Below are 26,018 nucleotides of genomic sequence, written 5' to 3'. Positions count from 1 at the left end.
CGGCCTTAAGAACGCACTTATTCGTTCCAGCTTCGACCGTCACGCTCGATTAACAATTCAGCTTTGGCCGGTCCCCATGAGCCCGCGCTGTATGGTTTTACCTCGGTAGCCTGCTTGCCCCAGGACTCGATAATGGTGTCACACCAACGCCAGGCTTCTTCTACTTCTTCACGACCGACAAACAGCGATTGATCGCCGTTGATCACGTCGAGAAAGAGGCGCTCGTAGGCATCGGGAATCCGGTCCATTTCAGCAGTGCCGAGAAAATCCAGGCTGAGATCATGACGCTCTAGCGCCATCCGATGTTTCAAACTGTGCTTCTTCGAGACCATCTGCATTTCAATGCCTTCGTTGGGCTGCAGACGAATCACTAAACGATTGGGAATGTTGGCCCCGTTGGAGAAAATATTGTGTGGCAGGCTTTTATAAACGATGACGATTTCTGTCAATTTATCCGGCATGCGCTTACCAGTTCTGAGATAGAACGGCACACCAGACCAGCGCCAGTTATCAATGTATGCTTTCAGAGCGACGAAGGTTTCCGTATCACTCTTCTTGTTAACACACCCCTCTTCATCCATGTAGCCAGGTGCAGGATTCCCCTTGTACCAGCCCTGCGAATACTGACCGCGCACAGAGTGATCGGCAACATCCGCCGCACCGACACGCCGCAGTGCACGCAGAATCTTAACTTTCTCGTCGCGAATACCTTCAGCGGTCATAGAATTGGGCGGCTCCATCGCCACCAGGCAGAGCAGCTGCAATAAGTGGTTCTGCACCATATCGCGCAATTGACCCACCTTGTCATAATATGACCAGCGGCCTTCGATACCGACCATTTCAGCTACGGTAATTTGCACGTGATCAATACAGCCTTGATCCCATTGCGTGTTAATAAACCGATTCGCGAACCGAAGCACTAACAAGTTCTGCACGGTTTCCTTGCCGAGGTAGTGATCAATCCGGTAAATCTGCCGCTCACTAAAGTACTCGGCTACCGTTGCATTCACCGCTTTACAGGTCTCAAGATCGGATCCGATCGGTTTTTCCAGAACGATCCGCGTGGTGTCATGGACACAGTCGGACTTGCCGAGGTTGTGGCAAATGTCCATATAAATACTGGGAGGCGTCGCCAGATAAAAGATATTGGTACGGTCGGCATGGAGTCTTTCACTAAGCGCGGAAAAATCTTCTGGATTGGTAAAATCCATAACGATGTAATCCAAACGCGCGGAAAATCTCTCCCACACCTGATCACTCCAGCTGGATTCGTAGACCGCTTCACGGAGCTTGCTTTCCATATGGCTCTTGAATTCATCAACCGAAACATCGTTTCGCGCAAGACCGAGGATATTGACCTCTTTCGGCAACAGATCGGCATTGTCCAGATGAAACAGCGCACGGTATAACTTGCGTGCCGATAGATCTCCCATAGCACCAAAGATGACAAGATCCGTATTTGTAGTCATTCAGTTCTCCGAATATTGACGGCAGGGGCTGAGATCACCAACGTAGGTGATGACCTCCAACAGTGATCGAAACAGGCGTCTGGTAGCGCCTAAGGGACTAACGCAGCGCGCGACTCGCGCCAATCAAACCCAGGTTTTGACGTGTAACCAGGCGAATTGGAATCTCTTTAAGATAGCCTTCAAAACGCCCTTTATCCTCAAACCTTGCTCGCAACGGGCTGCGGGTCAAATAGGGAACAAATCGCTGCGCTATTCCACCGGCGATATAGATACCTCCGCGCGCACCAATAGTCAGCGCCAGATTGCCTGCCACAGCCCCCAATACACCACAAAAAAGTGACAGTGTTTTTTCGCAAATGGGGTCTGTTCCTGCAATCGCAGCATCGGTGACTTCCTCGGGGCGGAAGCAAGATGCGGGCTGCCCACTCATGGATATCAGGGCATCATAAATGTTCAGCAACCCCATCCCGGACAACAACCGCTCGACAGAAACATGACCGAAGCGGCCGATCAGAAATCTAAGGACTTCAATTTCTTCGTCATTGATTGGCGCAAACTCAACGTGCCCGCCTTCGCCCTCGATGACCGAAAACCCATTCTCTGAGGGCATCAAACAGCACATTCCAAGGCCAGTACCCGGCCCTAAAACGCCGATGGGTGAATGTGCTCTCGGTTCAGAACCCCCGAGCTGTACCCAGTCACCCTCGGTTAAATCCATCACAGCGTAACCGACGGCGGCAAAATCGTTGATGATGTCAACACGAGCGCCGCCCAACAAGGGTGACAGCTCCATGGGTACAATTTCCCAAGGACTGTTGGTAAATTGAATTCGTTCCTGAGACACAGGCGCGGCTACAGCAAAACAGGCTGCCACAGGCGCGCCAGCACAACCTGCCTGTAACATTTCCTGCTGGAAATGCACCACGGCGTCGTTAAACCGCGCGTAATCTGCCACGGAATAATGTCGAATATCGATGAGTTCGCCACTTTGACTGTCTGCTCTGGCGAAACGAGCGTTTGTGCCCCCAATGTCGGCGACCAGGTTCCAAGATCGATTCATAGCTAGTTCTTATCTACACACAGGCTGCATTTTAGGCTTGTCGGCAAAGGATGCAACGCCCAAGCCACGATTTCGAAAGGGTTTTCTTCCGACGCGAGGAATCATAGCAGACAGCGTTGTCAGTCTGCACTTTTTCTAGTGATAGCAGCTGTTTATGAACCTTATGCCACTGCTGGAAGGAAAACGGCTCCTCCCAACAGTGCAACCTCAGGAACCCTAACCGGTGTTGCGCATCCCTGCCGCCACCCCGGCAATGGTCACCATAATCGCCCGCTCCAGCGCCTTGTCCTGCACGGCGCGATTACGTCGCAGCAGCTCCGCCTGCAGTACATTCAAAGGGTCTGTATAAATATTGCGCAAGCCAATCGACTGACTTGACCATGCCTGATCTTGCAGTAGCTCTGCAATTCCTTTTAAGGATTTGAGCGTTTCAATATCGGTTGCAAGTTGATTGCGCAGATTTTCGCCAATGAAACGCAGCTCTGGCACCACCAGCTTCTCCTCATAATACGCCGACAGCCCCACGTCGCTCTTCGCGTAAACCATTTCAAGCATGGACAGACGCGTTTCAAAAAACGGCCAGTCTTTGCACATCTCTTGCAGCATGTCTTGCTTGCCGGATTCGATGGCCTGGCCTAACGCAGCCCCCGCCCCCAGCCACGCGGGCAGCATTAAGCGGTTTTGGCTCCAGGCAAAAATCCAGGGAATCGCCCGTAAACTGGCGATGCCACCACCGGTTTTACGGCGCGCAGGCCGAGAACCCAAAGGCAGATTCGCGAGCTCCAACTCCGGTGTCGCCTGACGAAAATACTCAACAAAACGAGGCTCATCGCGGACGTAAGCTCGATATGCATCACAGGAACTCTCCGCCATGGTGTCCATGAGTTCACGCCATTCCGGTTTAGGTGTCGGCGGTCCCATCAGGTTTGCCTGAGTTACCGCACTGGCGTACAACGCCAAGGTTTTGACCGCAACACTGCTCATTCCCAGTTTGTTGCGGATCATCTCACCCTGCTCGGTTACCCGCAGACCGCCTCGCAAAGTGCCGGGTGGCTGCGACAACAAAGCCGCATGAGCTGGCGCACCACCGCGCCCGATGGTGCCTCCGCGGCCGTGAAACAAGGTCAAGCCAACACCATAGGAATCGCAAATACCCTGCAATTCTTCCTGAGCACGATACTGGGCCCAGCCAGCCGCCAACATGCCCGCATCTTTGGCAGAATCGGAATAACCGATCATAATCATCAGCTTGTTGTCGATGCGCTGTAAATAATCCTTATCCTGCAGCAAGTCCTCGATCACCTGAGGTGCCCGATTTAAGTCGTCGAGGGTTTCAAACAGGGGCGCTACAGGTAGATGGGTACAGCCTGCTGACTTCAACAACAGCTGTACAGCGAGGATGTCCGACGCCTGACGCGCCATCGAGATTACGTAAGCAGCGATGGCACCACGGGGCTGGCGCGCCACCACCTGACACGTATCCAGAACCTCTTTAACATCCGCCGATGGGGACCAATCGGCAGGCATCAATGGACGTCGACTTGAAAGCTCTTTCTTGAGGAACGCAAGCTTTTCCGCTTCAGACCACTCGGCATAATCTCCGAGCTCATAGTGCTGGGTGAGCTCTGAAAACACCTGCATATGGCGGCCGGATTCCTGACGAATATCCAACTTGACCAGATTGACACCAAAGCACTTCACACGCCGCAACGTATCTAAAAGCCTGCTGTTGGCAATCAACGACATTCCACTATCACACAGGGACTGATAACACGCGTAAAACGGATTCCAAAGCTCACTATCGGCAGTTATGACATCGGTATCGTCAGCACTCTGGCCCGCCAACCTGGCATTGATGTACGCGAGAGTGGCTCTCAGTTTTGTACGTACTTCCCGCAGAACGGCTCGATAGGGTTCGCGAACGTTGCCTGACAAGTCGGCCAACGCGGGATTACATTCGGACATCGACAGCTCGTCGATCAAACGCGCAACATCTTTCAGATAAAGCGTTGTTGCCTGCCAGCGGGCAAGCAACAAAACTTCTTCGGTAATGGTGGCCGTAACATTGGGATTACCGTCCCGGTCACCGCCCATCCAGGACGCAAAGGTCACCGGTGCCACATCGACAGGTAAGTGAGTTCCGCAGGCACTAAAAAGAGTTTTATCGAGACGCCGCAGGAAATCCGGCACCGCCTGCCACAAGGATTCTTCGACCACATTGTAGCCCCACTTAGCCTCGTCGACCGGAGTTGGGCGCTCTTCCCGAAAGTCATGAGTGTGCCAAATTTGCGCAACCAACTCTTCCAGGCGCGTGTTAATGGCATCCAATTCCCGTGGTGTACGTCCGCTCAACTCATATTGACGCAGACAGAAATCGATTTCCGCATGCTTATGGATCAGTGTTCGTCGGGTAATTTCCGTGGGATGTGCCGTTAACACCAACTCAATGTTCAGTGACGCAATCGCTTCCAGAATTTGGTCTGAAGAGAAATCGTTCGATTTAAGCAGATCAAACAACGTTGATAGAGTTTGTGTCGCCGAAAAGACCTCATCCATCTCTCGGGACAAGGTGTGATGCTGATCAGCGATATTAGCCAGGTTGAGAAACTGACTAAACGCCCGCGATACCGGCACCAACTCTTCCGGACTTAGGTTGGCGAGAACATCCTGAAGCTTGGCCTGATCTTCAGCGACGCCGCCACGCGCGGATTTCGACAGGGTACGAATTAATTCAATTTTTTCGAGAAATTCCGGCCCGCGGGCGCTGCTAATGGAATCACCTAATATGCGCCCGAGCAACTTCACGTTACTGCGCAGCGAGGCGTAATTCTCTTCGGTCATGTAAAAAGTCCCCATCCAGTAAGAAGATATTGGCAAAAAGCCTAGCCGGCGATCTTATCGACGCCAAAGACATGCTTTGGCACATTGTCATGCTTTGGTAAACCATGCCACCGGTGGCATTACTTTACAGGAAATTCGGCAAGGGCGCACTCCACCCGCTAATTTGGCCATTAAGGTTTCTTGTAACGATCACTCTACATTCCACGTTATGGCAAACATTGAGATGACACCTGCAGTCTTCAAGCGCCGCCTGCTCCTGGTATCGGAAGGATTCCGGGCGGCGATGGCTTCTGCTTCCCGGAATGATGATCCTCTATATTGCGCCAAACAGACGGAAAAGGAAAATTCTACTTACGAAGGAATCTGAGGCGTCAAAGTGCGTTCACATTCGATCGATAGTCGCTGGCTTGTTTTAAGATGCCCTTCTGTCGAGAGGAATCCATCTTATCCCAGCTGCGATACATCATTGTCATCCGCTGATTGCCTTCGAACCGCTTGCGGTGCCGTAGCAGAAAATCCCAATACAAAGAATTGAACGGGCATGCCTTGTCACCGGTTGACTCAGATACCTTGTAGTCACAGTGGCGACAGTAATCGCTCATGCGGTTCACATAGGAACCACTGGCACAGTAGGGTTTGCTCGCGAGCAATCCTCCGTCGGCAAACTGACTCATACCACGGGTATTGGGCGACTCCACCCATTCCAACGCATCGACATAAATCCCTAAATACCAGCTCTCAACCTCGTCCGGATTAACCCCTGCTAAAAGACAAAAATTACCGGTAATCATCAGTCGCTGAATGTGATGGGCATAGGCATGGTGAAGCGACTGCTTGATCACTTCAGACAGGCAGCGCATGCGCGTATTACCATCCCAGAAGTAATCTGGCAGTGTTGTTTTTGCCTGCAATACATTGGCGTTGACGTAATCCGGCATATTCGCCCAATAGATGCCGCGGACGAACTCCCGCCAACCCAAGATCTGACGAACGAAGCCTTCGATTTGAGCAATGTCGATCTCGGCAGATGACTCAAACGCAGCAATTGCTGTATTGATCACCTCTAACGGATGTAGCAGCTTGGCGTTGAGAGCAAATGACAGACGTGAATGCAACAGAGTCCAGTTGGCAGGAGCCTGGCAGCTCATGGCATCCTGAAAACGACCAAATTCGGGCAAGCAGTAGTCACAGAAAAATGCCAGCAGATCCCTGGCTTGGCGACGGGTTATTGGCCAGGACAACCGATCAGTCGCATCACCGAAAGTGCTCACCCGATGGGATTTTAATCGTTTATCTATGGAACCCACATCATTGTCAAAGAGCAATGGTTCGGGAATCCGGTCAAAATCCTCGGCCTTTAATTTCTGCCGATTCTCTTTATCGAAATTCCAACGCCCTCCTCTAGGCGCCCCATCGGGCTCCAACAAGATCCCATGACGCTTACGCATCTTGCGATAAAAGCTCTCCATCCTCTGGGCTTTTCCCTCTGTAAACAGACCGTCGATATCATCAAAAGGCAGCAAAAAATGATCTGAATCGACTTCCACACACTCCGCCGGACAGGACATAGAACGCAGCTGTTGCAGCACCCGATATTCGTCCGGTCGCTGATACTCAAATCGGCTGGCGCCAGTGTTTTCAAGTTGATGCCTTAAAAGTTGAGGCAGATCCCGAAAGCGGCAGGTTTCGTCGAGAGTAAGGTGCACGACCTGATGCCCGGCTTTTGTCAGCGCTTCAGCAAAACGCTCCATAGCCGCAAAAAACGCCAAGACTTTCTGACGGTGATGACGCACATAATTGAGCTCTTGGTTTAACTCTGCAATCAGATACACCACCGAATCATCCCGACATTTATACCAGTGATGGCCGGCGTTCAACTGATCACCAAGAATCAGACGCAGCGTTTTAGCTGTAGGATTGTTTTTGGTTGCTGATGACATTCATGCTCCTCCGCGACTACATACGTTGCCAATCTCACAGAGGTTTTTGAGAGTCACCCTCAAAAGCCCCAGCCATGGCATGTGGCTTGCTGATTCTCTCTCGGCAAGTTTGTCCATGGGGGCAAATTCACGCCTAAGGCAGTGCCCCCTGCGCCATAAACGACACGGGAAAGAACAATTGTCGGTTTACTGACATTTTTGAAAACCAACCTGCGGATGCATGCACATGAAACTGACTGACATCGACTTTAAGGATGAAAATTTCAAACGTTGCGTTCTGGCGACAGGCGCAGAAAACGCCGAGGATATCGACGAGATCAACTGCCGAAAGTGCCGAATTAAAAGCCTTGCAGGAATAGAGTATTTTACAAACCTGAAATTTCTTGATGCCACTCGCAACAGCTTGACGGATGTCGATCTCTCAGCGAATACCAAGCTGGAAGAAGTTTTTCTCGGCAACAATGCCATATCCACCTTGAATCTCTCTGGCTGTGCTGAACTGACTCACCTTGAAGTCTTTATGAATGAACTAGAAGAACTGGACGTAAGTAGCAGCCCACTGTTGGAAGAGCTATGGGCCGACCTTAATGATCTGGAAACACTGGACCTCAGTAGCAATCCCGCATTGGTTGATATTCGCGTCAACAATAACAATTTGACTCATATCGAACTTGAGGATGGCGGTTCATTAAAGAAACTGTTCATTGCCGAAAATCCGATCGAACCGGCATTGATCAGCCAGTGGCAATCGATGGAAGCACTGCAGCTGAAACTCTGATGCTAGAGAAGCTCTCATTTCAGGGCTTCACCAGGATACATTATCGCAACTGCAACAAAAGCTTTTTGGCGTGGTATTTTTCTTCTGTAGATGAGATGCTTGTTCGTTGAGCATCTACAGAATTTTACATCACGTCAAAAGAGCTTTATGGCAATTTCCAACGATAGAAATACCCGACGACATTTCCTCAAAACCGGCATTGCTGCAGCCGCCATTGGCGCTACAGGACACTCATACGGCGATGATCGCCTGGAAAAATCCTTCAGTTTCAACCCCGAGCTTACATCAAAGGATATCAATGAAGTCGCAAGAGACGAATCCTACTGGCAATACGTCGGCAAATTTTATGACCGTACCGAAGGAATTATTAATCTTGAGCATGGCTACTGGGGCAAAATGGCCAAGCCCATTGAAGAGCACTACCAAGAGCTAACGCACCGCGTCAATCAACAGCTTTCTTACTACGCCAGGAAACACTGGCATGATGATGTCGAAGCCATCAACAAAAAAATGGCTGCCGCATTAGAGGTAAAAAGCACCGAAATAACCCTTACCCGCAACGCCACAGAATCCCTCCACAGTATCATTGGTCAGTATCGAAATTTTAAGCCAGGGGATGCCCTGCTCTGGGCAGACATCGATTACCCCGCCTTTAAACGATCGATGCAGTGGCTAGCCGAGTCTAAAGGCTTGCAACCCGTTATTCTGGAAATACCGACACAAGCTACCGAATCACAACTTGTCGAACTCTACCAACAAGCCTTCAAAGAACATCCTAATATTCGTATGGCGTTAGTCACCCACGTCAGCAATCAGCACGGTTTGAAGCTCCCTGTTAAAGCTATTGCGGAACTGGCTAGAAAAGCGGACATTGATCTCATTTGTGATTGCGCTCAATCGTGGGGATTGGTTGATTTTACGATGCCAGAACTGGGCGTAGATTGGGCACTGTTTAATTTGCATAAGTGGATTGGATCCCCGGTTGGCGTCGGCGCCCTCTACATGAAAGAAGGTACGCTTTCTAAAGTTGGTCCTTTCCCCGGCGAATCTGATCCTGACAACACCCTTCTGGCAAGTCGAGTTCACATGGCCACATCAAATTTTGCCAGTTTTCTTGCCGTTCCAGCCGCCCTGGATTTTCATTTTTTGGTGGGCGGAAAATACAAAGAAGCACGCCTAACGTATCTTCGACAACTTTGGGTCGATAGCGTCTCGGACAATGCAAAGATTGAAATACTGGGAGCGACCGATGCAGCCTCAGCGACGGGAATGGGGGGATTTCGCATTGCCGGCCAATTTCGCGAAGAAGAGGCGGATCAGCTGCAGAAAAAACTGGAAGCAGAGTATGGAATTTTCACCGTGGTCAGAACGGGGCTGAGCAGTGGCGCCAATTTACGCGTGACACCTCAGGTTTTTACTCGTGCGGATGACGTAAAACGCCTCGCCCAAGCCATTAATGAACTGTCCTGATTTGGTCACCAAACACCACCCATCAGCGTAGATTCACACAGCAGCCCGAAAGGGCTGCATTCAGCGATCCAAACATGTGCTGAAATACGCCGGCTTCACTCCATATAATCGGCACAGAGAAAGTCATCAATTTGCTGCATAATGTAAGGACTGCGAGAAATATCCTGTGCGATCGCCCGACATTCAACGGGACTGAATTCATGCAATCCAAAACTCAAGGTTCCGATAGGCTCAGCTTGATGATAAATGTGGGCGATTAATTCCGTCGAATTTGGACGCGATAAAGCCGGATGCAGGGTAACCATAACGCGGATTCCACCATCCAGACAATTTAAGAACGTCATTCCTGACAAATCTTCCATAGTCACTATCTGCGTTTTTTGAACGTGGGCTGCTACTGCAGAATATCTCATTTCCGATCTCCTGATCAGCCTGACAAGCGTGAACACGACCCCATTTAGGCGGGTTTTGGCAACACTCGTCGAAAAGTCAAATTGACTCGAGGACCACAAGGTTTTGCCAACCTGGGAATCGAGTGTACATAGCGCTGCTGAAAACTCGGTGTCATCAACAGCAAGCTGCCCGGGGGCAGATCAACAGATTCGATTTGTCCGGTTTCCTGATTCTTAACGGCAAACGTTCGAGTTGCACCGAAAGAAACGGAAGTAATAAAGGGCTTGGGCCCCATCTCCAGATCATCGTCAGCATGCCAACCGACATAATCATCCTGATTTCTATAAAGATTCACCAAAACGGCGTTATATGTCTGATTTAAAAAGTGTTCGATTTTTATCCGCAACACAGCCAAAGGTGCTGACCATTCCCGGCGAACCAGTAAGTTATTACTGTAGCTGTACTCGACACCAGGATCTGCGTGCCACGTCTGCAATCTTGGCAACTCAAAGCGACGCCCTGCCATTTCGTAGCTGTTTGCGGGCCAAGCGTGCTGCTGTGTAAAGTACTCAAGCAATGCGCCGGCAAGTTCCATATCCAAAAAATCTGGCCACAAATGCAATCCCGGTAGATTCTGCGACAGAGGGTTTGATCGCATACCGAGCGTCAGCAGATTGCTCGAGACCGTCATTGTGCGACGCACCTCCCTTTTTATGTCATAGAGTGTAGACCGACCTGGCAAAAGCGCCAGAATTTTGACTCTCAAACCGCTGAACAATTGCCCAATAGTTAATCCTACAGACAATTGGTCAGCGGCATAGCAATAAGCCTCAGGCTCGCAACAACGCTTTTACGAGACGCTCTGACAATTGCTCTTCTGTGAATTGAGGTTCATTGGGTGGGTAGAGTGAATCCTCATCGAATTGGTATCCATTGTCCCGCGCTAAAGCAAACATTTCTTTCATTTTTTGACAGGACTTTAACTGCTCACCCAACTCGGCATCATCACGAGCTTTTTGGGCAAAGGCAGCGATTTGATCAATAGACATTTTTGCTCTCCTAACTGACATAGAACCGGCAGGCATTATAGGTACACATGTGCGCCTGCCTTATATAAGACCTACGATCGCAGGTTCTCGCCTAGGCCATAGCAACAATCGAACCCGCTTACGAATGTCCTGAACAGAAACGCCTTAACCCGACAAACACTCCAATTTTCAAATAGTTAGCCGCTAGCTTATGCTGTGATTAAGCGACAATAATCGCTATAGCTTGTCAGCTATTCGACAATTTCTGTGACATATCTGCGACGAGCTGGCGATAGTGGTTGTATTCGAAGGATTGCTGCACTTCCAGAAAAAAATCCCGGGCATTATCGATAGCGTCTTCAATCACAGCCAAAACATACGCCTGAGCCCGACTTGAATTCAGCATTGTCGCCGGAACAGCAGCTTCGACACACAATGTCTTGTTGTCGGTGTCGTAGGATCGATAACGCATACCAGTAAATTCTGGCGCATCCGTCTCTCCCGGCAGCAAAAAATGCAGATCGACATCTGGCCTCGCCTGCTGAGCAGCGGACTGTCGATTGGCGGCGAGAGCGACCGCGACTTGTGTGACCGCTTGATTAAACCCGGAATCCTGCAGTTGTCTTTCTGGAAAATAGGCACCGATAAAAAGCGTCATGGGAATCTCCATAGAAAATTCAGAAAATCATCGATAAGACGCGCATCGTATTCTGGCGACAAGATGCGTACTTACGGTTCACAAGGTCTTGCAACTCTTCTGCCGTGATCCGCGGAGAAGAGCATCCCTAAAAATCAGACATCCAAATTCAGAAAACCCCTTGATTGCAAGGAAGGAAAAGATTCATTCAATCCGCTACTGATATATAGGTCTATGTTTGATTGCCGACACAGTTTCTCTCGATGCACTGATTTTGTCGCGAATCCTTCCAAACACCATGACATGATCAATAACATATGAAGACATTCACCAAAGATCACTTTGACAACAGGCTTAACAGGCACCGCCTAAACGCCTTTTTTTCCGAGCAAACCTTTCACTGACCACCATTTTCCTTTGCCGTCAATTCACTCAACAGCTGTTACACATCTATACATTCCATGGAATAGCTTTTGCTGAAGCCTCCCTAGAGAAATTGATCAGTGATAGGAGAAACCAATGACGCCGGAGCATGTTAGATCCTGGCTGGACCGAAATGCACTTTCTCCCATAGAAGTCGATTGTATAACTACGGTAAAACTAAAGATTCTTGACGGCAAATGTAAGATGCGTCCCAATTCAAAAGTCATCATGTCGTTGCTCTATGAGCAGACGTGGGACAGGCCATCCAGCCTGCTGGGAGACGATATTCATCAATTCATTGCGACCGTGGATGATGAGCCCGACGAGCATCTGCGCATGCAAATCTACGAGCGGCGATTACTGGCTGAAACGGCCATTTCACGCCCGGTGATGAAAGCCTTCAAAGCTCGCATACGCGATACCGGATTAACCATGGTCGCCTAACCCTTCAATGAATTCGCCATGAACATCATATTTTACATGACACCCGGTTCCTGCAGCACCGGCATTCATCTACTGCTCGAAGAATTAGAACTTATCTTCGAAGTTCAGCTTGTTAACCTCCTCGCTGGCGATCAACGCCAAACTGAATTTCTCGCAATCAATCCTAAGGGAAACATTCCGGTTTTAATTACCGATACCGGTGAACCTCTGACGGACTTTGTTTCTATCTGTTGGTGGCTCGCAAATCGCTACCCTAAAGCGAACCTTATTCCCGACGATAAACTGGCCCAAGCGAGGACTCTTGAACAAATTACCTACGCCGTCTCTTATCTTCACGGGGAGGGCTTTACTCGAATATTCACGCCAGAACGCTATCTGTTTCACGAAGAGGATCGCGAACGCCTCGAAAAACAAGGCAGGACAATCGTTAAAAAGGGTCTAACTTGGTTCGATACTATTTTACAAGACAGAGAATATTTAAGCGGTGATTTCGGCATTGCCGATGCTGCTCTCTTTTATAACGAATTCTGGGCCAACCGGATGAAGATACCTTTGCCTTCTGCTTGTGAGAGGCATTTCCAACGCATGCTGTCACGCTCAGCGGTGCGTCGCGTGATGGCCGAGGAAGGCTATCACTCAATACTATAAAGGATGAAATAAGCCATTATGCAACTCAGAGAACTTCTCAGCGATTTACCTTTTAAAGAAATGGACGTTGTTCCAATGGCACTGCAACAGCTTTTGCAGCAACCGCTGGACGTATACCAAGATAAACACCGAACTGAGCGGCTGCTTAAAGATGCACGACTGGCCTTTCCTGAACGCCTGGAACTCAGTGTTGCCCTGTTCAAACTCTACGCGTACAACAACCGCTTTGCTGAAGCTTTGGAATTGATTGATGACGTACTGCACAAAACCGCACTGGTCATCGGTTGCCCCACCAACTGGCGGCAACACAAACTCGATCGCCATCTATGGGACAACGCATCAGGAGCACGACGACTTCACCTTTATACCATGAAAGCGTGCGGCTTCGTAAACCTTCGCCGAGGAGACCTTGGGACTGCGGTCGAAGTGCTGGAAAAACTTGCCCATCTAGATCCCGATGATCAGGTTGGTGGATCTGTGGTATGGGAAATGGCTGAGCGGCTAATGGAATCAGACTATTAACCACATGTATAAATGCACCTATGGTTACTGACGGGGCCAAGGTGCTGCTCGCTAGCACCGCTCTAAGCCCCGTAGCCCTTTTTAGAACTCTCTCAAAAAACTTATCAGGAGTTGCCCTACTGAGTAGATTCCGCCGTATCAAACTCAATGGCTCTGAATTTAGCACAATGCTCGAAAACGTCCATCGTCGGCGATTGCTGCCGAAACTCACAAAAACGTGCCACCAATTTCGCCAGACCTTTAATATCACGACCGCTGGTATCAGGAAAATGCATCGCGAGCTGAGCCTTTAATTCAGCAGTGATCGGCAAACCAAATTGCGCCGCCATAACAGACCAGATTTGTTGCCGCTCTTCGACATTAGGCTGTTGATACCGAATCATCGCAATACAACGGGAAATAATCGCCTCATCAATATCATCGATCCGATTTGTGGTCATAAATAACAGACCATTAAAATACTCAAGCACTCGCAGGAATACACCGACAACGGCGTTCATCGTTAAGTTGTCATCACGGCGCTTGATATAAACGTCGGCCTCATCGATGAGCATCACAGCCCCCCACCGCTGCGCACGGATCAGCACATCCTTTAGACGAGTTTCCATCTCCGCGACACTGAGACCGAGCTGGCCGGAGTGAACTCGATAAAGCGGCCTCCGAATAATTTCCGCGTAGACCTCGGCTGTCAATGTTTTACCCACTCCTGGAGGGCCGCTGCACAGTACGGTGGTACCACCGGACTTGCCCTCTACAATATCTTCGACCAACAGCTCCATTTCAGCGGTGAGAATATCGATTAATTCAACATGCTCTTGTGGAAGGACCAGCTTATCTTTGAGTTCTGGCTGATACTCATAGGGCTCAATATTATCCACATGTACCCAGACGTGATGATGCAGTTCAAGATGAAACATCAGAATAAAACCGTGCACAGGAATATCTGCACACACATCTTTTGCCATGGCGTCCGCCAGCTTCAGCAACGCTCGCTCGGTCTCCAGCTCGAATGGCGATGTCCGATCGATCTTCTTCAGTATGGGGCGCAGAACCGAGGAACTCTGCCTAAGAGTCAGCTCGCGATTCTCAATAATACCTTCATCATTGACCAATCTTGCAGGCGTACCTGACGTAGAAAGAATGATGCGAGGCTTCTTTGTCCAGTCTGTATTACGCTGATTGGATGCAGGGTCTTCGGCATAAATGCCTGTTCCCAGTCCGGAAAATTGCTCCCCACTATTCGCGCGCCATTCTTGGTATCGCTCACCGGAAAGATCAAATTGCTCAAGTAATAGGCGGGTTTCCCGCAGATACCCCTTACTGGCGAGCAATTCAACGGCCGTCACTTCAGCCAGTTCTTTATCGGTAAAAATAATCTGTCGGGTCGTCAGCTTTCCGCGACTGTTTGCTTTTATTTCAATCATGATACGTGCTTGATCTTCACCGCTCGCGCCGGAGAAATCGATTCGACTGATTGCGAAAGGTAACAGACTGCCGCCTGCATCGACACTGAAAAGCCAACCACGGCTCACACCCAACAGCAGGTAATTTGAGAGAAACAGGAGCAAACTTTCCAAATCCTCGCCGTTGAACGTCGGTGCTTGAAATGTCTCTAAAAGCGCATTGATAACGGCGTATTTATTGGGGTTGGTTTGAGCGTAACAATCCAACAGAAATCGCAATTGCTCCTGAGAACACTCCTGAAAACCAATTTCCAAGCGCCCTGCCAACTTGAGCTGCTCCTCAAACCGTTGGGTTTCCGGGTAGGCACTCATGAGTGCCAAAGCAACCTCCCGCTCGATACGCAATTTCATACCAACTGCTCCATGAAGTTCGATTAGATTCAATAGTCAATCAGCAACCTTCACACCAAGATAGTCAGCAAAGAAAGATGCACAATCTTGTAATTAACTCTTACGAAAATCACTCGGCACAACAGGCGGCATCTTGAGATCAAGCTGCAGTAGAATAAGAACTAAAAAAATTCCGACATTGCAACGTCCATTGGCCTGTTGCTTGATTTGTCTCAATACTGACAAAATTGTATGAACTGCACGCCACAGATTCGCCCAAAGCAGCGATAGTCACTGGATACAGCCAGGAACAGCATTTGCTACCTCCCCTAGGTGGAATGCGTCACCACCAGTTTATTCCTAAAGACTACAGCACTCGACGAGCGCCAGCCGTCTGCATCAATCGCTAATGAAAGGAGCAAAGCATGGCCATCACTTTTGAACTGAAAACTAATGAAGGCATTTTTCAGTTTGACACATTGGATAAAGACGGCAATTTACTACTGACGAGTGCCGAATTCGCCAGTCGTAGCGAAGCCGATCAAGCCATTCAAGATGTTCGCATTGGTTCGATGATGAGCCAACAAATCGCCGTAGGGGAAAGTAACGAGGGTGAGAAGTTCTTTGTCATCAAAAGCATGGCTGGTCAGCCTCTTGTAAAAAGCGTTCCCTTTGCCTCTGAAATGACCTTCAACAATGCCCTGCACTCGTTTCGCGAAGGTGCCTGTATCGCAAAAATTACAGACTTGACATAAAAGTTAAAGCCAGTAACGGCCGATTAAATTACATTTCTCTATTCCGTCATCAAAGACCTGAACAGTGCTCACAGCACAAAGAAATGGATCAATAAATCATGGGAACCGAGTTTAATATTCTGAAGGAATTATCGACAATTTGCGCCACAGCCAGTGAGCTAAATGCCTGCCAACAACTCATTTTGGAAGAGATCACGACGGCAGATTTTGGCGATAGTTTCCGTGATCTTATGGACGATATTCTCGACAGCTACCTAGTCGTCACCGAGCGCCTGACGCCATTCACAAAACTGGGAGACGAACACATATTTCAAGAGCAATTTGTTCCTTTAGCGCGGCGATTTTCTGAATCATACCTCTCAGATATCGCCAAACCCAGAGCCAATGCAGAGGAAACCTATCACAAGTATTTGGAATTCTCGAAACGACGCGAAGTGAAAACCAGCTACCCTTTGCTTAAAAAAACCTTCGCTCGACTCCATGATTACAAGGATAAGTGGCTTGATAATGATATCTATTTGGCGATGACTATTGATATCCTCTTCAAACTTTGGCAGAGGTATTGCACTGACATTCAAGATCTAAACAGCAAAGACTCTGAACAAGCTTGGCAATTATTTCACAGTACGACAGAGACCATTAAACCGCTGCTAAAGTTGCTTAAAGATCATATCGGGGCAATGCAACCAACATCATCAACCTTGTGTATATCGGGCCAAGCGCAAGCGTAGCCTTCGGTTATCACGCTTCAAAAGATCTATCTCCTGCAACAGGGTCAATGCCAATGCCACACCTGGCCAGTCGACATGCAGCTGTCGGTGCAACGAGACCGCCCGTCTTGTCACCAGCAGCATATCATTATCAAAACGCCAGCTGTCTTGCCCCCAACCGATAGGTGCGACGATTCCCTCCTCAACGATGGCAACCAATTGGTCTTGGGACAACTTAAGCAGCTGGCATATCTGCCAAGAGCTGAATTCGTGGGTATCACTCATCGCCCTTACCTCCATTGATGCCGAGGATCAAAATCCGTTGCCGAAGAAAGCTGTTGCCAATACCCGCGCGCCTCTTCAGGAAGCGTTTTCGGCATAACAATTTTTATATCCGCCAACAAATCGCCTCGACTACCGTCTTTTTTCCGCAAACCTTTACCTTTCACGCGCAGCCGACTTCCGGTAGAGCTACTTTCCGGAATGGCCAGACGAATATCTCCATCGAGAGTCGGCACCGTAATCTTGCCACCGAGAGCCGCCTCCCACGGTGCAACAGGAACCGTCAAAATCAGATTATCACCATCCACATCGAATACTGGATGGGGCACCAACTTGATATTGACATAGAGATCACCTGCCAGGGCGTCACCAACACCAGTCAAGCCCTGGCCGCGTAAACGAATTTTCTGCCCATCACGAACACCCGTTGGCAGCGCCACTTTTAACTTTTTACGTTGAACGCCACTCGCTGTCGGCAAGTCATATTCCAGGTTTTTTTCGGTGTTGCTTAAGGTTTCTTCCAGGAAAACAGGAAGAGTGATTTCTACATCTTGCCCTCTTTCAGAAAATCCGCCGCGGCTGTTAAAAGCGTGTTCTCTCCCCCCGAAAATCGAACTGAAAAAGTCCGAGAAATCGCCTTCAGAGTAGTGACTATAGCTATCACCTGAAGCCTGCTGTCGTCCCCAGTTCGGAGCCCCCTGAAACTGCCCCCGGGCATTCAACTGACGCAATTGATCGTATTCTGCACGTTTTTCTTTGTCGTGCAGGACGTCGTAGGCTTCCGAAACCTCTTTAAAACGATCCTCAGCGTTTGCTTCCTGGCTGACATCGGGATGATATTGCCGCGCCAGCTTACGATAAGCGACTTTGATTGCTTTGTCGTCGGCTTCAGGAGCAACGCCAAGGATTGCGTAGTAATCTTTAAACTCCATCGCCAATCCTCATTAACCGTCAACTCACCCTATAGATATGAGGCCTTTTGAAGAAAAAACAATCTGCGGTTGTTCACACAAGCTGTACCAATAACAGATTCCGGGCTATAAAAAAATGCCTCCGGTTGGAGGCATTACTTGTAGGTTTTATTGATTTGTCGCGCGTAACATCCACGCTGTTTTCTCGTGAATTCGCATTCTGTCGGATACCAGCGAGGCGGTGGATTCATCATCCGCCTCCTGAGCCATTTTCAAAACCTCTCGACAAGTTTTAACGACTTGCTCATGTCCTTTTGTCAAAATATCAACCATCGCCTGGGCGGAAGGAACACCGTCGACCTCTTCAATTGCGCTTAAACTGGCGAATTCTTTGTAGGTCCCTGGAGCAGCAACGCCCAATGTACGAATTCGTTCAGCAACCTCATCAACCGCAGTTGCCATTTCCGTATACTGTTCTTCAAACATCAAATGCAGTTCTCTAAAGCTAGGACCGGTGACATTCCAGTGAAAATTATGGGTCTGCAGGTAGAGCGTGTAGGAATCCGCCAAAAGGCGTTTTAGAGCGTCAGCAATAGCGACGCGACTGGTTTCATCAATGCCAATATCAATACGACGTGTCATAACAGTGACTCCTTTAGTCAATGGTCTTCGCTGAACACCTCGCTTGGGCGCAGCCTATTCACAGGAGTTACACTACAATGGGCGCGAAAAGCCCACCAATTAAACCTGTCTATAAGCTCTATAGATTTCCTTTTCCGGCGTACCAATCCAGGTATTCACTACCTCGTTTTCATAGGAATGATGCGCTTTAGGCCCGTCGATAATCCTTGCTGTAAATCAAGACCAAAGAGTTATTCGCGAAATATTTTATTTAAGCTAGCCTCACTATGGGAAATAACTCGTATAACAGACCGTTGTTTTTGGTTATATCTTCACCATCAGGAGTGAATATGAATAAATTACTGGTCGTACTTGGCTGTTCCGCGGCGCTTTATGGCTCCTACTCCCATGCGGAAATCGACGCGTGGAAGATCAAACCGGGGTTAAGAGCGCTTTACTATGATGATGTCGGACGATCGCTGGAGGATGAACAGGTCCGAGGCTCTCTAGGCCTGGAATACCAAAAAAATCACTGGGGTATAGAGCTTCAGTATTGGCAGGATGACACCAAAATCGACCCGACTCGTGAAGAAGTCGATGTTCAGGGTGGATTTCTAAACGGCTATTTTTATGTGAACCCGGAGAGCAAGTTCACCCCTTATTTTGTCTTTGGTGCTGGCCACGCTGATTTTGACAGCAGCGCCTATGACGCGGCGGAAACTCAAGCCAATGTCGGTCTCGGTTTTCAACATAAGTTTCACGACAATTGGGCTTGGTGGGCCGATATTCGTGAAGTGCATGGCTTCGACGACTCCACCAATGATACGGCGCTGGGACTCGGCATTACGTTCATGTTTGGAGATACGGGGTCATCAGAGCCCGTTGCTGCGGTCGCAGCACCGGTCGCCGATACTGACGGCGATGGCATCAATGACGACCTGGATCAGTGCCCAGGATCCAGCCCAGGCGCGCGCGTTGATAGCCGCGGCTGTGAGTTGGACGACGATGGTGACGGCGTTCTTAACACCCAAGACCAGTGTCCTGGCACAGCTTCCGGTATTGGCGTGGACAGCACAGGCTGCCCAATGGACAGTGACGGAGATGGCGTCATCGACTCTTCTGATCAGTGTCCGGATTCAGAACCAGGTGAAATGGTCGATACCGTTGGCTGCAAGGTACAATCCACACGCGTAGAGGAAATTCGGCTGGAAGTTCTTTTTGCCAGCGGCTCCACAGATCTTCAATCGCAGTATTTACCCGAAGTTGAAAGGCTGGCGGACTTTATGAATGCCAATCCAGAACTCAACGTCGTCATTGAAGGCCACACGGACGACACCGGACCCGAAGCGCTGAACGAGCGGATCTCCAAAGCCCGAGCGGATGCTGTCGCCGCAGCACTCATCAGTGAATTCGGCATCGACGAAGGTCGTGTCAGTACGGAAGGCTACGGAGAAAGTCAGCCTATTGCCAACAACGATACAGCTGAAGGGCGTCGCGAAAACCGGCGAGTGGTTGCCGGCCTGACGAAGACCGTCACAGAGTAATACCAAAACGCTAGACAGTGGACAGTTGCTATAGCTGACCACTGTCTATAAACAGCCTCTGGAAACGATTATTCGTCTGGATCAACCTGAGGCTTCTCGTCATCCAGCTCTGATGCTGCAATGCGAAGGCAATTGCGTCCGGCATTTTTGGCATCGTAGAGGGCGCCATCAGCCTGTCGCAGTAATTTCCCCAAAGAAACACCATGCCGAGGAAAAGAGGCCAAGCCGAAGGACAACGAGATGGAGACGTCTTCGTCCTCAACAAACGATAAAGCGAATCCCTGCAAACGGAGCTGTATTCTGCGAATCATGGCATAGGCTTCGTCGAGATCACTTTCCGGCATTAAAAGAAGAAACTCTTCGCCACCATAACGACAGACGGTATCGGAAACACGCGCCTCTTCTATCAACAAGTTAGCGACTTCGACCAGCACTTCATCACCCGCAATATGCCCCCAGGTATCGTTAAACGCCTTAAAATAATCGATATCGCAAAAAATAACGTTGAAGCAATGGCCGTAACGCCGAGACCGCTCAATCTCTTCGAGCAATCGGCTTTCCATATACCGTCTATTAAAGAGACCGGTTAAACTGTCACAGCGAGCCAAACGCTCTAACTCTTGATTCGCGGTGAGGAGCTCTTGCGTAATTGCGTCGGTAAAATGCTGAAATCGCGACAAAATTCGCGCCTGTTTTAGCTTGGCGGTCCCCGGAGAAGGCAAGCATGTGATAGCCGGCGCTTGCGAGACCGCCCCCTCATCGTCAGATAGCGTTTCTTTAAATCCAACCAACACTAATGTCGAGTTCAATACCGTGCTAAACGGACCGGCATTGAAAATTTCTCCGAAGGTAAAAAAGCCCGCTGTTTCCGCCAGAGTCTGTAAGGGAGCTAACTCCATGGCGACATCATCTCCCAGGAGAAAATATCGCACGCCACAGGAATAACACAGGATTCCCTGCGGACCAAACGCTTGCATGGTTGACGTCTCTTCATCAACGTGAGAGGCAAAGGATTCAAGATTCGCATAACCAAAACTGATTGCCTCCCCCTCGCGAATATCTCCGAGAAACTGAACGCTCAGGTCTTCATTCACCAAGTAGGGTACTCGGGCTATCGTGATCCCCTCTCGCTCCACCAGCAGGGGGAACTCCTGGGCATCCTCAAAAAAATACCCCTCATTGGTTAACCCCAGATATCGGTGATAGATATCAAACGCCGGACGACCATCTATGGCGTAGACCTTGCGGTTGTCCGTAGACGTCGCTTGCAATTGCTTGCCTAATCGCTCCCAACCGAGAAACATACTTCGAGTAATATGCAAGTGCTCACTACAGAATGCGACAATCACCAAGCCTTCCGTGAGTAATTCGCGCCCGTGCAGCACCCAATAGTGATCCTGGTAGTTATGGTCCCCAGCGAGCCCACCAAACAAAGGTAATTCTGGATCGGCCCGATGTAGCGCAGCGAGCAAGCAGCCAATATCAAAGTTGCGTGACGCGGCCAGCATCAACAGACCTTGCAAAGAATCAAACGGAGCGAGAAAGCGAGTGATTTCATCGACCACAGGCGCTTCTTGCTGATGAGAAATATGAATACTTTGGCTAGCCAAACGTGTGGCTTTAAACACCATCAGAGATATAGCCAATGACGCCTGTGCGGCCCTTCCGGCAGAAATTTCCGCATATGACGAAGCACCAACGATCACAGCATCGGGATAGAGTTCAAGCGTACTGGTAACCGCTTGCCCACTTAATGAGTGATCGGAATTACTGCAGAAAAGCTGGACCAAGACAGCGCTGGCGCCACAGCACGCGTCTTTGACGTCACGGCTATTGAAAAACGCGCCAAGCTGATCGTCGGCCGTAATAATGGCGGAAAAATGCTGCATAGGATGGCAAAAACGCCTCAACAATCGAAATCACACCACCTACCGTGAAATCAAGGCGACGTTTAACTTTAGGGCGCAACAGGAAAAGCGTCCTGCCTCAACCTATAGCCTTTGTTCGATAACAGGATATTCATCCTTATAGTGTAGTGCTCAATGGTAATAATGCCATTGACGCGTGAGGCAACATAAAAACCAGAATCCGCTCGAAACCACAACAAAACCCTCTACCGATCTCGAATGTCTTCCTAAATTCAGGCTAATGGCTTCCTTAATTTAGGCTAATGACGAGCCAATGCCTGTAGGATTTTTTCCAGCGTCAATGGCTTAATAAAATGCTCATCAAAACCGGCTTGCTCTGCCTTGGCAATGTCTTCACGGCTCCCCCAACCCGATTGGGAAAAAAACAATCTCTGGTTTGCTCCCGGCTGTGACCTAAGTATTTTACAGAGATCAAAACCGTTTATGTCTGGTAAACCGATGTCCAAGAAAACGACCTGAGGTTGAAACTGTTGATATTGCTGAATCGCATCATTGCCATTACTTGCGACTTCTACCTCAAAGCCCGCATGGGTTAACAGCATACTGTACAGAGATAAAATATCTTCATTATCATCCACAAATAATATTTTTTTAACGCTGCTCTCTGGTACAAAACCAAGATCAGGCTTTCCATTTGAGCCAGTATTTACGACGGGGAATCGCACCGTAAATTCACACCCCTTACCGAGCCCGTCACTTTTTACAGAGACCTGGCCCCCATGCAACTTGACCAGTTTGCTGACTAGGGTCAACCCAATCCCCAAGCCACCTTTGGTATGCGCAGCATGATCTTTTACCTGAGAAAACATGGTAAAAACATCGTCGATTTTATGAGCAGGAATTCCAAGACCATTATCGCGAATGCGAACGACAGCCTCCCCCCCTTCTCGCTGTAGCGAAATGTGAATTTCACCGCCGGGATCCGTGTATTTCACGGCATTCTGCAGAATATTCGCGAAGACTTGAGAGACACGGCCTCGATCGCCTTCAATCGTCATAGGCTCTTCCGGCAAGTCAAAGGTAACTCGATGCTCCCGTTCTTTAACGCCAGCATCAATAACTTCAGCCGCTTGCTCCATCGCCTCTTGTAGCGCGAAGACCTCCTTCGCCATCTGTATTTTTCCACGAGTGACACGGGCGACATCCATCAGGTCGTCGATGAGTTTCGCCATGTAACGGGACTGCCTTCGCAACGTGGTCAATACCTGTCGCCGAACCTCTTCGCTGACCGGACTTTCCAGAACGTTAATGCCTGCTTCAATGGGAGCGAGCGGATTGCGCAGCTCATGAGCTAGAGTCGCCAGAAACTCATTTCGGTTCTTATCTTGCTGCTTTAACTCTAGAAGATGACTGTGCAGCCTTTCCTGCTGATCGAGAGAGTGGACTAAAAACATGCGATTAAGTCGGCTGGCCATATCGATGTCGTATTTGTCGAAAGGAAGGCTGCGTCCTACGACTTCTCGCACATTCACCTGAAAGGATGCTCTTGGCGTTAAACGCTGAGACTTCGACGACTCTGCGTCATCCTCTTTAGGTAAGCCAGCCCACTTCTGACGCTGCCGCTTTTCTCGACGAAACCAAGCCGTGAAGTAATTCTTTCTCTCCGCCAGAGGAATAACCATGATGCCTGCTATACCGTTTAGATTCCCAACCGGATACTGCTCTTGCAATTGTTCATTAATATAGGGAAAAGAACCTTCTTGGTTGGCGAGCCTGAATATTTCTTTTACGGTATCAAAGTCAGGACTGTCTCCGAGGACAATCGTCTCCTGTTGCGAATGGTAGATAAAACCATGGGATTGCATGGCTTCGAGAATTTCACCGTCCGACTCCTGAAACACTTTTACAATCGGGTTAGTCGGTGTGACCTTTTCCAGCATACGATTTATTGCCAGGTCAGTACTGTCTTTCTTCTGCTTGAGAATTTCTTCTTCTTTGGCAAGCAAATGCCAACTGAATAACTGACTCAGATTCTCGCATTGCAATCGAATATCCTGAGGTAAATAGGTCGGCTGACGACTGTGACAGGATATTAAACCCCACAGACGATCGTGCGTGACAAGCGAAATAGAGAAAGACGCCTGCAGTCCCTGATTGCGTATGTACTGTAAATGGATCGGAGACATACTGCGCAATAATGAATGCGTAAGATCCAAAGGATCTCGCCCCACATCCGACGCCTGAGGAAACAACGGAGACGCATCCAGATCGACATTGGGCGTCAAGCGAACCCAATTTACCCGATACAGTTCTCGCGCCTGGGCGGGAATATCAGACGCGGGATAGAAGAGATCCAGATAGGACTCAATGTCTTCGTTCTTGGCTTCAGCAATGACCTTACCCGAGTTGTTGTCATTAAACCGGTAGAGGACCACCCGCTCCATATTCGTAATGTACTTAATGGTCTCAACAATTTCTTGAGCCATCATCACCAAGGATGTAAATTGTTTAAAGCGTGGCGCAACACTCAGCGCGTAGAGCTTGATGTAATGCTCTGCACTGTAGGTTTGTCGAAAACGCGTTGCAGGCTCTAGCTCCACAAGAAAATGAGGCCCGCTGGCATGAATAACGGCTAAGAATTCACAGTCACTGCCAGGACAACACGCTTCTTCATGAAAACCAATTCTAACGGGCAACCGCGTGCCTTTACTTTTGGCCCGCTCAACGGTTTCTTGAACCAATGCCCTGCTTTCTTCATCACCAATTAACTCATAAAACGAGCGTCCGACAATCTCTTTTCCCAATCGCAAAATGTCACAGACATTTTCACTGATGACTTCAACCGTGCCAGACTCAGCATTCAGCGCAAACAGGTAACCGTATCCCTGTATCGATTCTGGAGTGTGGATCGGCTCATCTTCACAACGTTCAAATTTCAACGCGTCGATATCAAGCGCCATAAGAAACCATTTCAATTACACGACATCTCGAGGAGCTTTCCATGACGAGATGCTCAACCTGTATTAGGAATAAAAATTTGGTACTGGAGGCTCTTGAGCAAAAAGCGTACCTTGATCAAGAGTTCAGGCAGGGCCGACAATTACCCGAGTTATTGCGAGGTTTTATAATCTATGAGCGCAATAACCACGATTCAGGGAATGCAAAGCTATAATTTCTACGAGACAAGGACGATGATCTGTAAGTCTTACAATTCACCTGTCGCGAAAGCAGGCTCGAAAAACCGTTAACGAACGTTAATAAAGTGCTGCGACGATCTGAAGAGAAATCAGATCATCGCAATAGAGAGACAATGACTAGCGGCGCCAGTTAGGAGGCGGCTTCGATTCCTTGAGACATTTGCAAATTGTCCTTTATCTTAGCCATGACCTGAGCAGTTCGACGAATATCGTCTGCCGATAGACCTTTTAAGATTTCCTCATTTGCCTCCAGAGTGATATTACGAATCTGGCCAATGATTCGCTTTCCTTTTGCCGTCACAAAGACATTATTGACGCGGCGATCAACAGAATCTGCACGACGTTCTATCACCCCAGCAATTTGCAATCGGTCGATCAACCCACCCAGCGCAACTTTGCCCAAACCCATTTTTTCCGCAAGCGCGGATTGGGGCACGCCTTCGTTTCGACTCAAATAGGCCAATAACCATGCTTGAGACCGGGTAATTTTCAGCGGCTTGAATTTTTCGTCCATCACAATACGCCGCAAACGCGCGACATCATGAAAAAGAAAACTTAAGCGAATCGCCCAATCATCATCTGCCTCAGGGTTTTGACGCGACAAAGCCGCATTAAAATCCGTGACCTTTCCGCCCATACGAAATCCTCCAGAATATTAAAGTAGAAAAATCCTTACCTTGTTGC

The 26,018-nt window shown here is 49.1% G+C and carries 23 protein-coding genes; 8 read left to right on the top strand and 15 right to left on the bottom strand.

The features are described 5' to 3' along the window. Positions 1-17: 17 nt before the first annotated feature. From zwf to ACXAFR_RS10875, 4 genes are all read right to left on the bottom strand, one after another. Positions 18-1,469: a glucose-6-phosphate dehydrogenase gene (zwf, locus tag ACXAFR_RS10890; RefSeq protein ID WP_475176601.1), complete on the bottom strand. Its 1,452-nt coding sequence runs from the start codon at positions 1,467-1,469 to the stop codon at positions 18-20. 97 nt (positions 1,470-1,566) lie between these two features. Beyond that, on the bottom strand, positions 1,567-2,529 hold the full coding sequence (glk, locus tag ACXAFR_RS10885) for a glucokinase (RefSeq protein WP_475176599.1): 963 nt from the start codon (positions 2,527-2,529) through the stop codon (positions 1,567-1,569). A gap of 216 nt (positions 2,530-2,745) precedes the next feature. Further along, on the bottom strand, positions 2,746-5,370 hold the full coding sequence (ppc, locus tag ACXAFR_RS10880) for a phosphoenolpyruvate carboxylase (RefSeq protein ID WP_475176596.1): 2,625 nt from the start codon (positions 5,368-5,370) through the stop codon (positions 2,746-2,748). Between the two features lie 371 nt (positions 5,371-5,741). Beyond that, positions 5,742-7,310 (bottom strand): cryptochrome/photolyase family protein, encoded by a 1,569-nt coding sequence (locus tag ACXAFR_RS10875; protein WP_475176593.1) that lies wholly within the window; start codon positions 7,308-7,310, stop codon positions 5,742-5,744. 226 nt (positions 7,311-7,536) lie between these two features. On the opposite strand from ACXAFR_RS10875, the gene ACXAFR_RS10870 reads away from it, so the two are divergent. After that, entirely contained in the window at positions 7,537-8,088 is a 552-nt protein-coding gene (locus tag ACXAFR_RS10870) for a leucine-rich repeat domain-containing protein (protein ID WP_475176591.1), read from the top strand. A 147-nt stretch (positions 8,089-8,235) separates the two neighbouring features. Further along, complete coding sequence (locus ACXAFR_RS10865; protein WP_475176588.1) at positions 8,236-9,558, top strand: aminotransferase class V-fold PLP-dependent enzyme; 1,323 nt, start codon at positions 8,236-8,238, stop codon at positions 9,556-9,558. 95 nt (positions 9,559-9,653) lie between these two features. On the opposite strand, the gene ACXAFR_RS10860 is transcribed toward ACXAFR_RS10865, so the two are convergent. The 4 genes from ACXAFR_RS10860 to ACXAFR_RS10845 all read right to left on the bottom strand — a co-directional run bounded on the left by ACXAFR_RS10860 (position 9,654) and on the right by ACXAFR_RS10845 (position 11,637). Further along, complete coding sequence (locus ACXAFR_RS10860) at positions 9,654-9,971, bottom strand: hypothetical protein (RefSeq protein WP_475176586.1); 318 nt, start codon at positions 9,969-9,971, stop codon at positions 9,654-9,656. A gap of 44 nt (positions 9,972-10,015) precedes the next feature. Continuing rightward, positions 10,016-10,642, bottom strand: coding sequence for an alpha-ketoglutarate-dependent dioxygenase AlkB family protein (locus tag ACXAFR_RS10855; protein ID WP_475176585.1), 627 nt, complete (start codon positions 10,640-10,642; stop codon positions 10,016-10,018). Between the two features lie 139 nt (positions 10,643-10,781). Continuing rightward, positions 10,782-11,000 (bottom strand): Nif11-like leader peptide family natural product precursor, encoded by a 219-nt coding sequence (locus ACXAFR_RS10850; RefSeq protein WP_475176582.1) that lies wholly within the window; start codon positions 10,998-11,000, stop codon positions 10,782-10,784. Between the two features lie 226 nt (positions 11,001-11,226). Further along, positions 11,227-11,637, bottom strand: coding sequence for a hypothetical protein (locus ACXAFR_RS10845; RefSeq protein WP_475176580.1), 411 nt, complete (start codon positions 11,635-11,637; stop codon positions 11,227-11,229). A gap of 498 nt (positions 11,638-12,135) precedes the next feature. On the opposite strand from ACXAFR_RS10845, the gene ACXAFR_RS10840 reads away from it, so the two are divergent. Genes ACXAFR_RS10840 through ACXAFR_RS10830 form a run of 3 tightly spaced genes read left to right on the top strand, consistent with a single transcriptional unit; the run spans position 12,136 to position 13,653 of the window. After that, positions 12,136-12,483, top strand: a complete 348-nt coding sequence (locus ACXAFR_RS10840; protein WP_475176579.1) for a hypothetical protein — start codon at positions 12,136-12,138, stop codon at positions 12,481-12,483. Positions 12,484-12,501: 18 nt separating this feature from the next. Then, positions 12,502-13,131, top strand: a complete 630-nt coding sequence (locus tag ACXAFR_RS10835; protein ID WP_475176576.1) for a glutathione S-transferase family protein — start codon at positions 12,502-12,504, stop codon at positions 13,129-13,131. An 18-nt stretch (positions 13,132-13,149) separates the two neighbouring features. Further along, positions 13,150-13,653 (top strand): hypothetical protein, encoded by a 504-nt coding sequence (locus ACXAFR_RS10830; protein WP_475176573.1) that lies wholly within the window; start codon positions 13,150-13,152, stop codon positions 13,651-13,653. 116 nt (positions 13,654-13,769) lie between these two features. Here the strand turns inward: ACXAFR_RS10830 and ACXAFR_RS10825 are convergent, their stop codons facing one another. Further along, entirely contained in the window at positions 13,770-15,467 is a 1,698-nt protein-coding gene (locus ACXAFR_RS10825; RefSeq protein ID WP_475176572.1) for an AAA family ATPase, read from the bottom strand. A 404-nt stretch (positions 15,468-15,871) separates the two neighbouring features. Here ACXAFR_RS10825 and ACXAFR_RS10820 point away from each other — a divergent pair, with 404 nt between their 5' ends. Further along, positions 15,872-16,201 carry a YegP family protein gene (locus tag ACXAFR_RS10820; RefSeq protein ID WP_475176568.1) on the top strand — a complete coding sequence of 110 codons (330 nt, stop codon included), beginning with the start codon at positions 15,872-15,874 and terminating at the stop codon, positions 16,199-16,201. Between the two features lie 98 nt (positions 16,202-16,299). Next, positions 16,300-16,932, top strand: coding sequence for a hypothetical protein (locus tag ACXAFR_RS10815; RefSeq protein ID WP_475176567.1), 633 nt, complete (start codon positions 16,300-16,302; stop codon positions 16,930-16,932). On the opposite strand, the gene ACXAFR_RS10810 is transcribed toward ACXAFR_RS10815, so the two are convergent. The 3 genes from ACXAFR_RS10810 to ACXAFR_RS10800 form a co-directional block, all read right to left on the bottom strand. Further along, the gene (locus ACXAFR_RS10810) at positions 16,897-17,196 is read right to left on the bottom strand and encodes a chaperone modulator CbpM (RefSeq protein WP_475176565.1); all 300 of its coding nucleotides are present in this window, start codon (positions 17,194-17,196) and stop codon (positions 16,897-16,899) included. The genes ACXAFR_RS10815 and ACXAFR_RS10810 overlap by 36 nt on opposite strands. A gap of 5 nt (positions 17,197-17,201) precedes the next feature. Next, a complete protein-coding gene (locus ACXAFR_RS10805) occupies positions 17,202-18,125 on the bottom strand; it encodes a DnaJ C-terminal domain-containing protein (protein WP_475176562.1) in 924 nt (307 codons plus the stop codon). Between the two features lie 147 nt (positions 18,126-18,272). Further along, positions 18,273-18,746: a Dps family protein gene (locus ACXAFR_RS10800; RefSeq protein WP_475176561.1), complete on the bottom strand. Its 474-nt coding sequence runs from the start codon at positions 18,744-18,746 to the stop codon at positions 18,273-18,275. Positions 18,747-19,075: 329 nt separating this feature from the next. On the opposite strand from ACXAFR_RS10800, the gene ACXAFR_RS10795 reads away from it, so the two are divergent. After that, positions 19,076-20,269, top strand: a complete 1,194-nt coding sequence (locus tag ACXAFR_RS10795; protein WP_475176559.1) for an OmpA family protein — start codon at positions 19,076-19,078, stop codon at positions 20,267-20,269. A gap of 68 nt (positions 20,270-20,337) precedes the next feature. Here ACXAFR_RS10795 and ACXAFR_RS10790 read toward each other — a convergent pair whose 3' ends face one another. From ACXAFR_RS10790 to ACXAFR_RS10780, 3 genes are all read right to left on the bottom strand, one after another. Then, positions 20,338-22,158: a sensor domain-containing diguanylate cyclase gene (locus ACXAFR_RS10790; RefSeq protein ID WP_475176557.1), complete on the bottom strand. Its 1,821-nt coding sequence runs from the start codon at positions 22,156-22,158 to the stop codon at positions 20,338-20,340. A gap of 278 nt (positions 22,159-22,436) precedes the next feature. Beyond that, positions 22,437-25,112, bottom strand: coding sequence for an ATP-binding protein (locus ACXAFR_RS10785; protein ID WP_475176556.1), 2,676 nt, complete (start codon positions 25,110-25,112; stop codon positions 22,437-22,439). A 352-nt stretch (positions 25,113-25,464) separates the two neighbouring features. Next, positions 25,465-25,971, bottom strand: a complete 507-nt coding sequence (locus ACXAFR_RS10780) for a MarR family winged helix-turn-helix transcriptional regulator (RefSeq protein ID WP_475176553.1) — start codon at positions 25,969-25,971, stop codon at positions 25,465-25,467. Positions 25,972-26,018 lie beyond the last annotated feature (47 nt).

The sequence above is a fragment of the Pseudomaricurvus sp. ABR4_320 genome, from assembly GCF_056159445.1.
The sequence above is the reverse complement of the archived record's forward strand: the minus strand, read 5'-3'. Positions and strand labels throughout refer to the sequence as shown.

Excerpts from the sequence above, each read along its gene's own strand:
- zwf (WP_475176601.1), bottom strand. The coding sequence starts at position 1,469 with ATGACTACAAATACGGATCTTGTCATCTTTGGTGCTATGGGAGATCTA.
- glk (WP_475176599.1), bottom strand. The coding sequence starts at position 2,529 with ATGAATCGATCTTGGAACCTGGTCGCCGACATTGGGGGCACAAACGCT.
- ppc (WP_475176596.1), bottom strand. The coding sequence starts at position 5,370 with ATGACCGAAGAGAATTACGCCTCGCTGCGCAGTAACGTGAAGTTGCTC.
- ACXAFR_RS10875 (WP_475176593.1), bottom strand. The coding sequence starts at position 7,310 with ATGTCATCAGCAACCAAAAACAATCCTACAGCTAAAACGCTGCGTCTG.
- ACXAFR_RS10870 (WP_475176591.1), top strand. The coding sequence starts at position 7,537 with ATGAAACTGACTGACATCGACTTTAAGGATGAAAATTTCAAACGTTGC.
- ACXAFR_RS10865 (WP_475176588.1), top strand. The coding sequence starts at position 8,236 with ATGGCAATTTCCAACGATAGAAATACCCGACGACATTTCCTCAAAACC.
- ACXAFR_RS10860 (WP_475176586.1), bottom strand. The coding sequence starts at position 9,971 with ATGAGATATTCTGCAGTAGCAGCCCACGTTCAAAAAACGCAGATAGTG.
- ACXAFR_RS10855 (WP_475176585.1), bottom strand. The coding sequence starts at position 10,642 with ATGACGGTCTCGAGCAATCTGCTGACGCTCGGTATGCGATCAAACCCT.
- ACXAFR_RS10850 (WP_475176582.1), bottom strand. The coding sequence starts at position 11,000 with ATGTCTATTGATCAAATCGCTGCCTTTGCCCAAAAAGCTCGTGATGAT.
- ACXAFR_RS10845 (WP_475176580.1), bottom strand. The coding sequence starts at position 11,637 with ATGACGCTTTTTATCGGTGCCTATTTTCCAGAAAGACAACTGCAGGAT.
- ACXAFR_RS10840 (WP_475176579.1), top strand. The coding sequence starts at position 12,136 with ATGACGCCGGAGCATGTTAGATCCTGGCTGGACCGAAATGCACTTTCT.
- ACXAFR_RS10835 (WP_475176576.1), top strand. The coding sequence starts at position 12,502 with ATGAACATCATATTTTACATGACACCCGGTTCCTGCAGCACCGGCATT.
- ACXAFR_RS10830 (WP_475176573.1), top strand. The coding sequence starts at position 13,150 with ATGCAACTCAGAGAACTTCTCAGCGATTTACCTTTTAAAGAAATGGAC.
- ACXAFR_RS10825 (WP_475176572.1), bottom strand. The coding sequence starts at position 15,467 with ATGAAATTGCGTATCGAGCGGGAGGTTGCTTTGGCACTCATGAGTGCC.
- ACXAFR_RS10820 (WP_475176568.1), top strand. The coding sequence starts at position 15,872 with ATGGCCATCACTTTTGAACTGAAAACTAATGAAGGCATTTTTCAGTTT.
- ACXAFR_RS10815 (WP_475176567.1), top strand. The coding sequence starts at position 16,300 with ATGGGAACCGAGTTTAATATTCTGAAGGAATTATCGACAATTTGCGCC.
- ACXAFR_RS10810 (WP_475176565.1), bottom strand. The coding sequence starts at position 17,196 with ATGAGTGATACCCACGAATTCAGCTCTTGGCAGATATGCCAGCTGCTT.
- ACXAFR_RS10805 (WP_475176562.1), bottom strand. The coding sequence starts at position 18,125 with ATGGAGTTTAAAGATTACTACGCAATCCTTGGCGTTGCTCCTGAAGCC.
- ACXAFR_RS10800 (WP_475176561.1), bottom strand. The coding sequence starts at position 18,746 with ATGACACGTCGTATTGATATTGGCATTGATGAAACCAGTCGCGTCGCT.
- ACXAFR_RS10795 (WP_475176559.1), top strand. The coding sequence starts at position 19,076 with ATGAATAAATTACTGGTCGTACTTGGCTGTTCCGCGGCGCTTTATGGC.
- ACXAFR_RS10790 (WP_475176557.1), bottom strand. The coding sequence starts at position 22,158 with ATGCAGCATTTTTCCGCCATTATTACGGCCGACGATCAGCTTGGCGCG.
- ACXAFR_RS10780 (WP_475176553.1), bottom strand. The coding sequence starts at position 25,971 with ATGGGCGGAAAGGTCACGGATTTTAATGCGGCTTTGTCGCGTCAAAAC.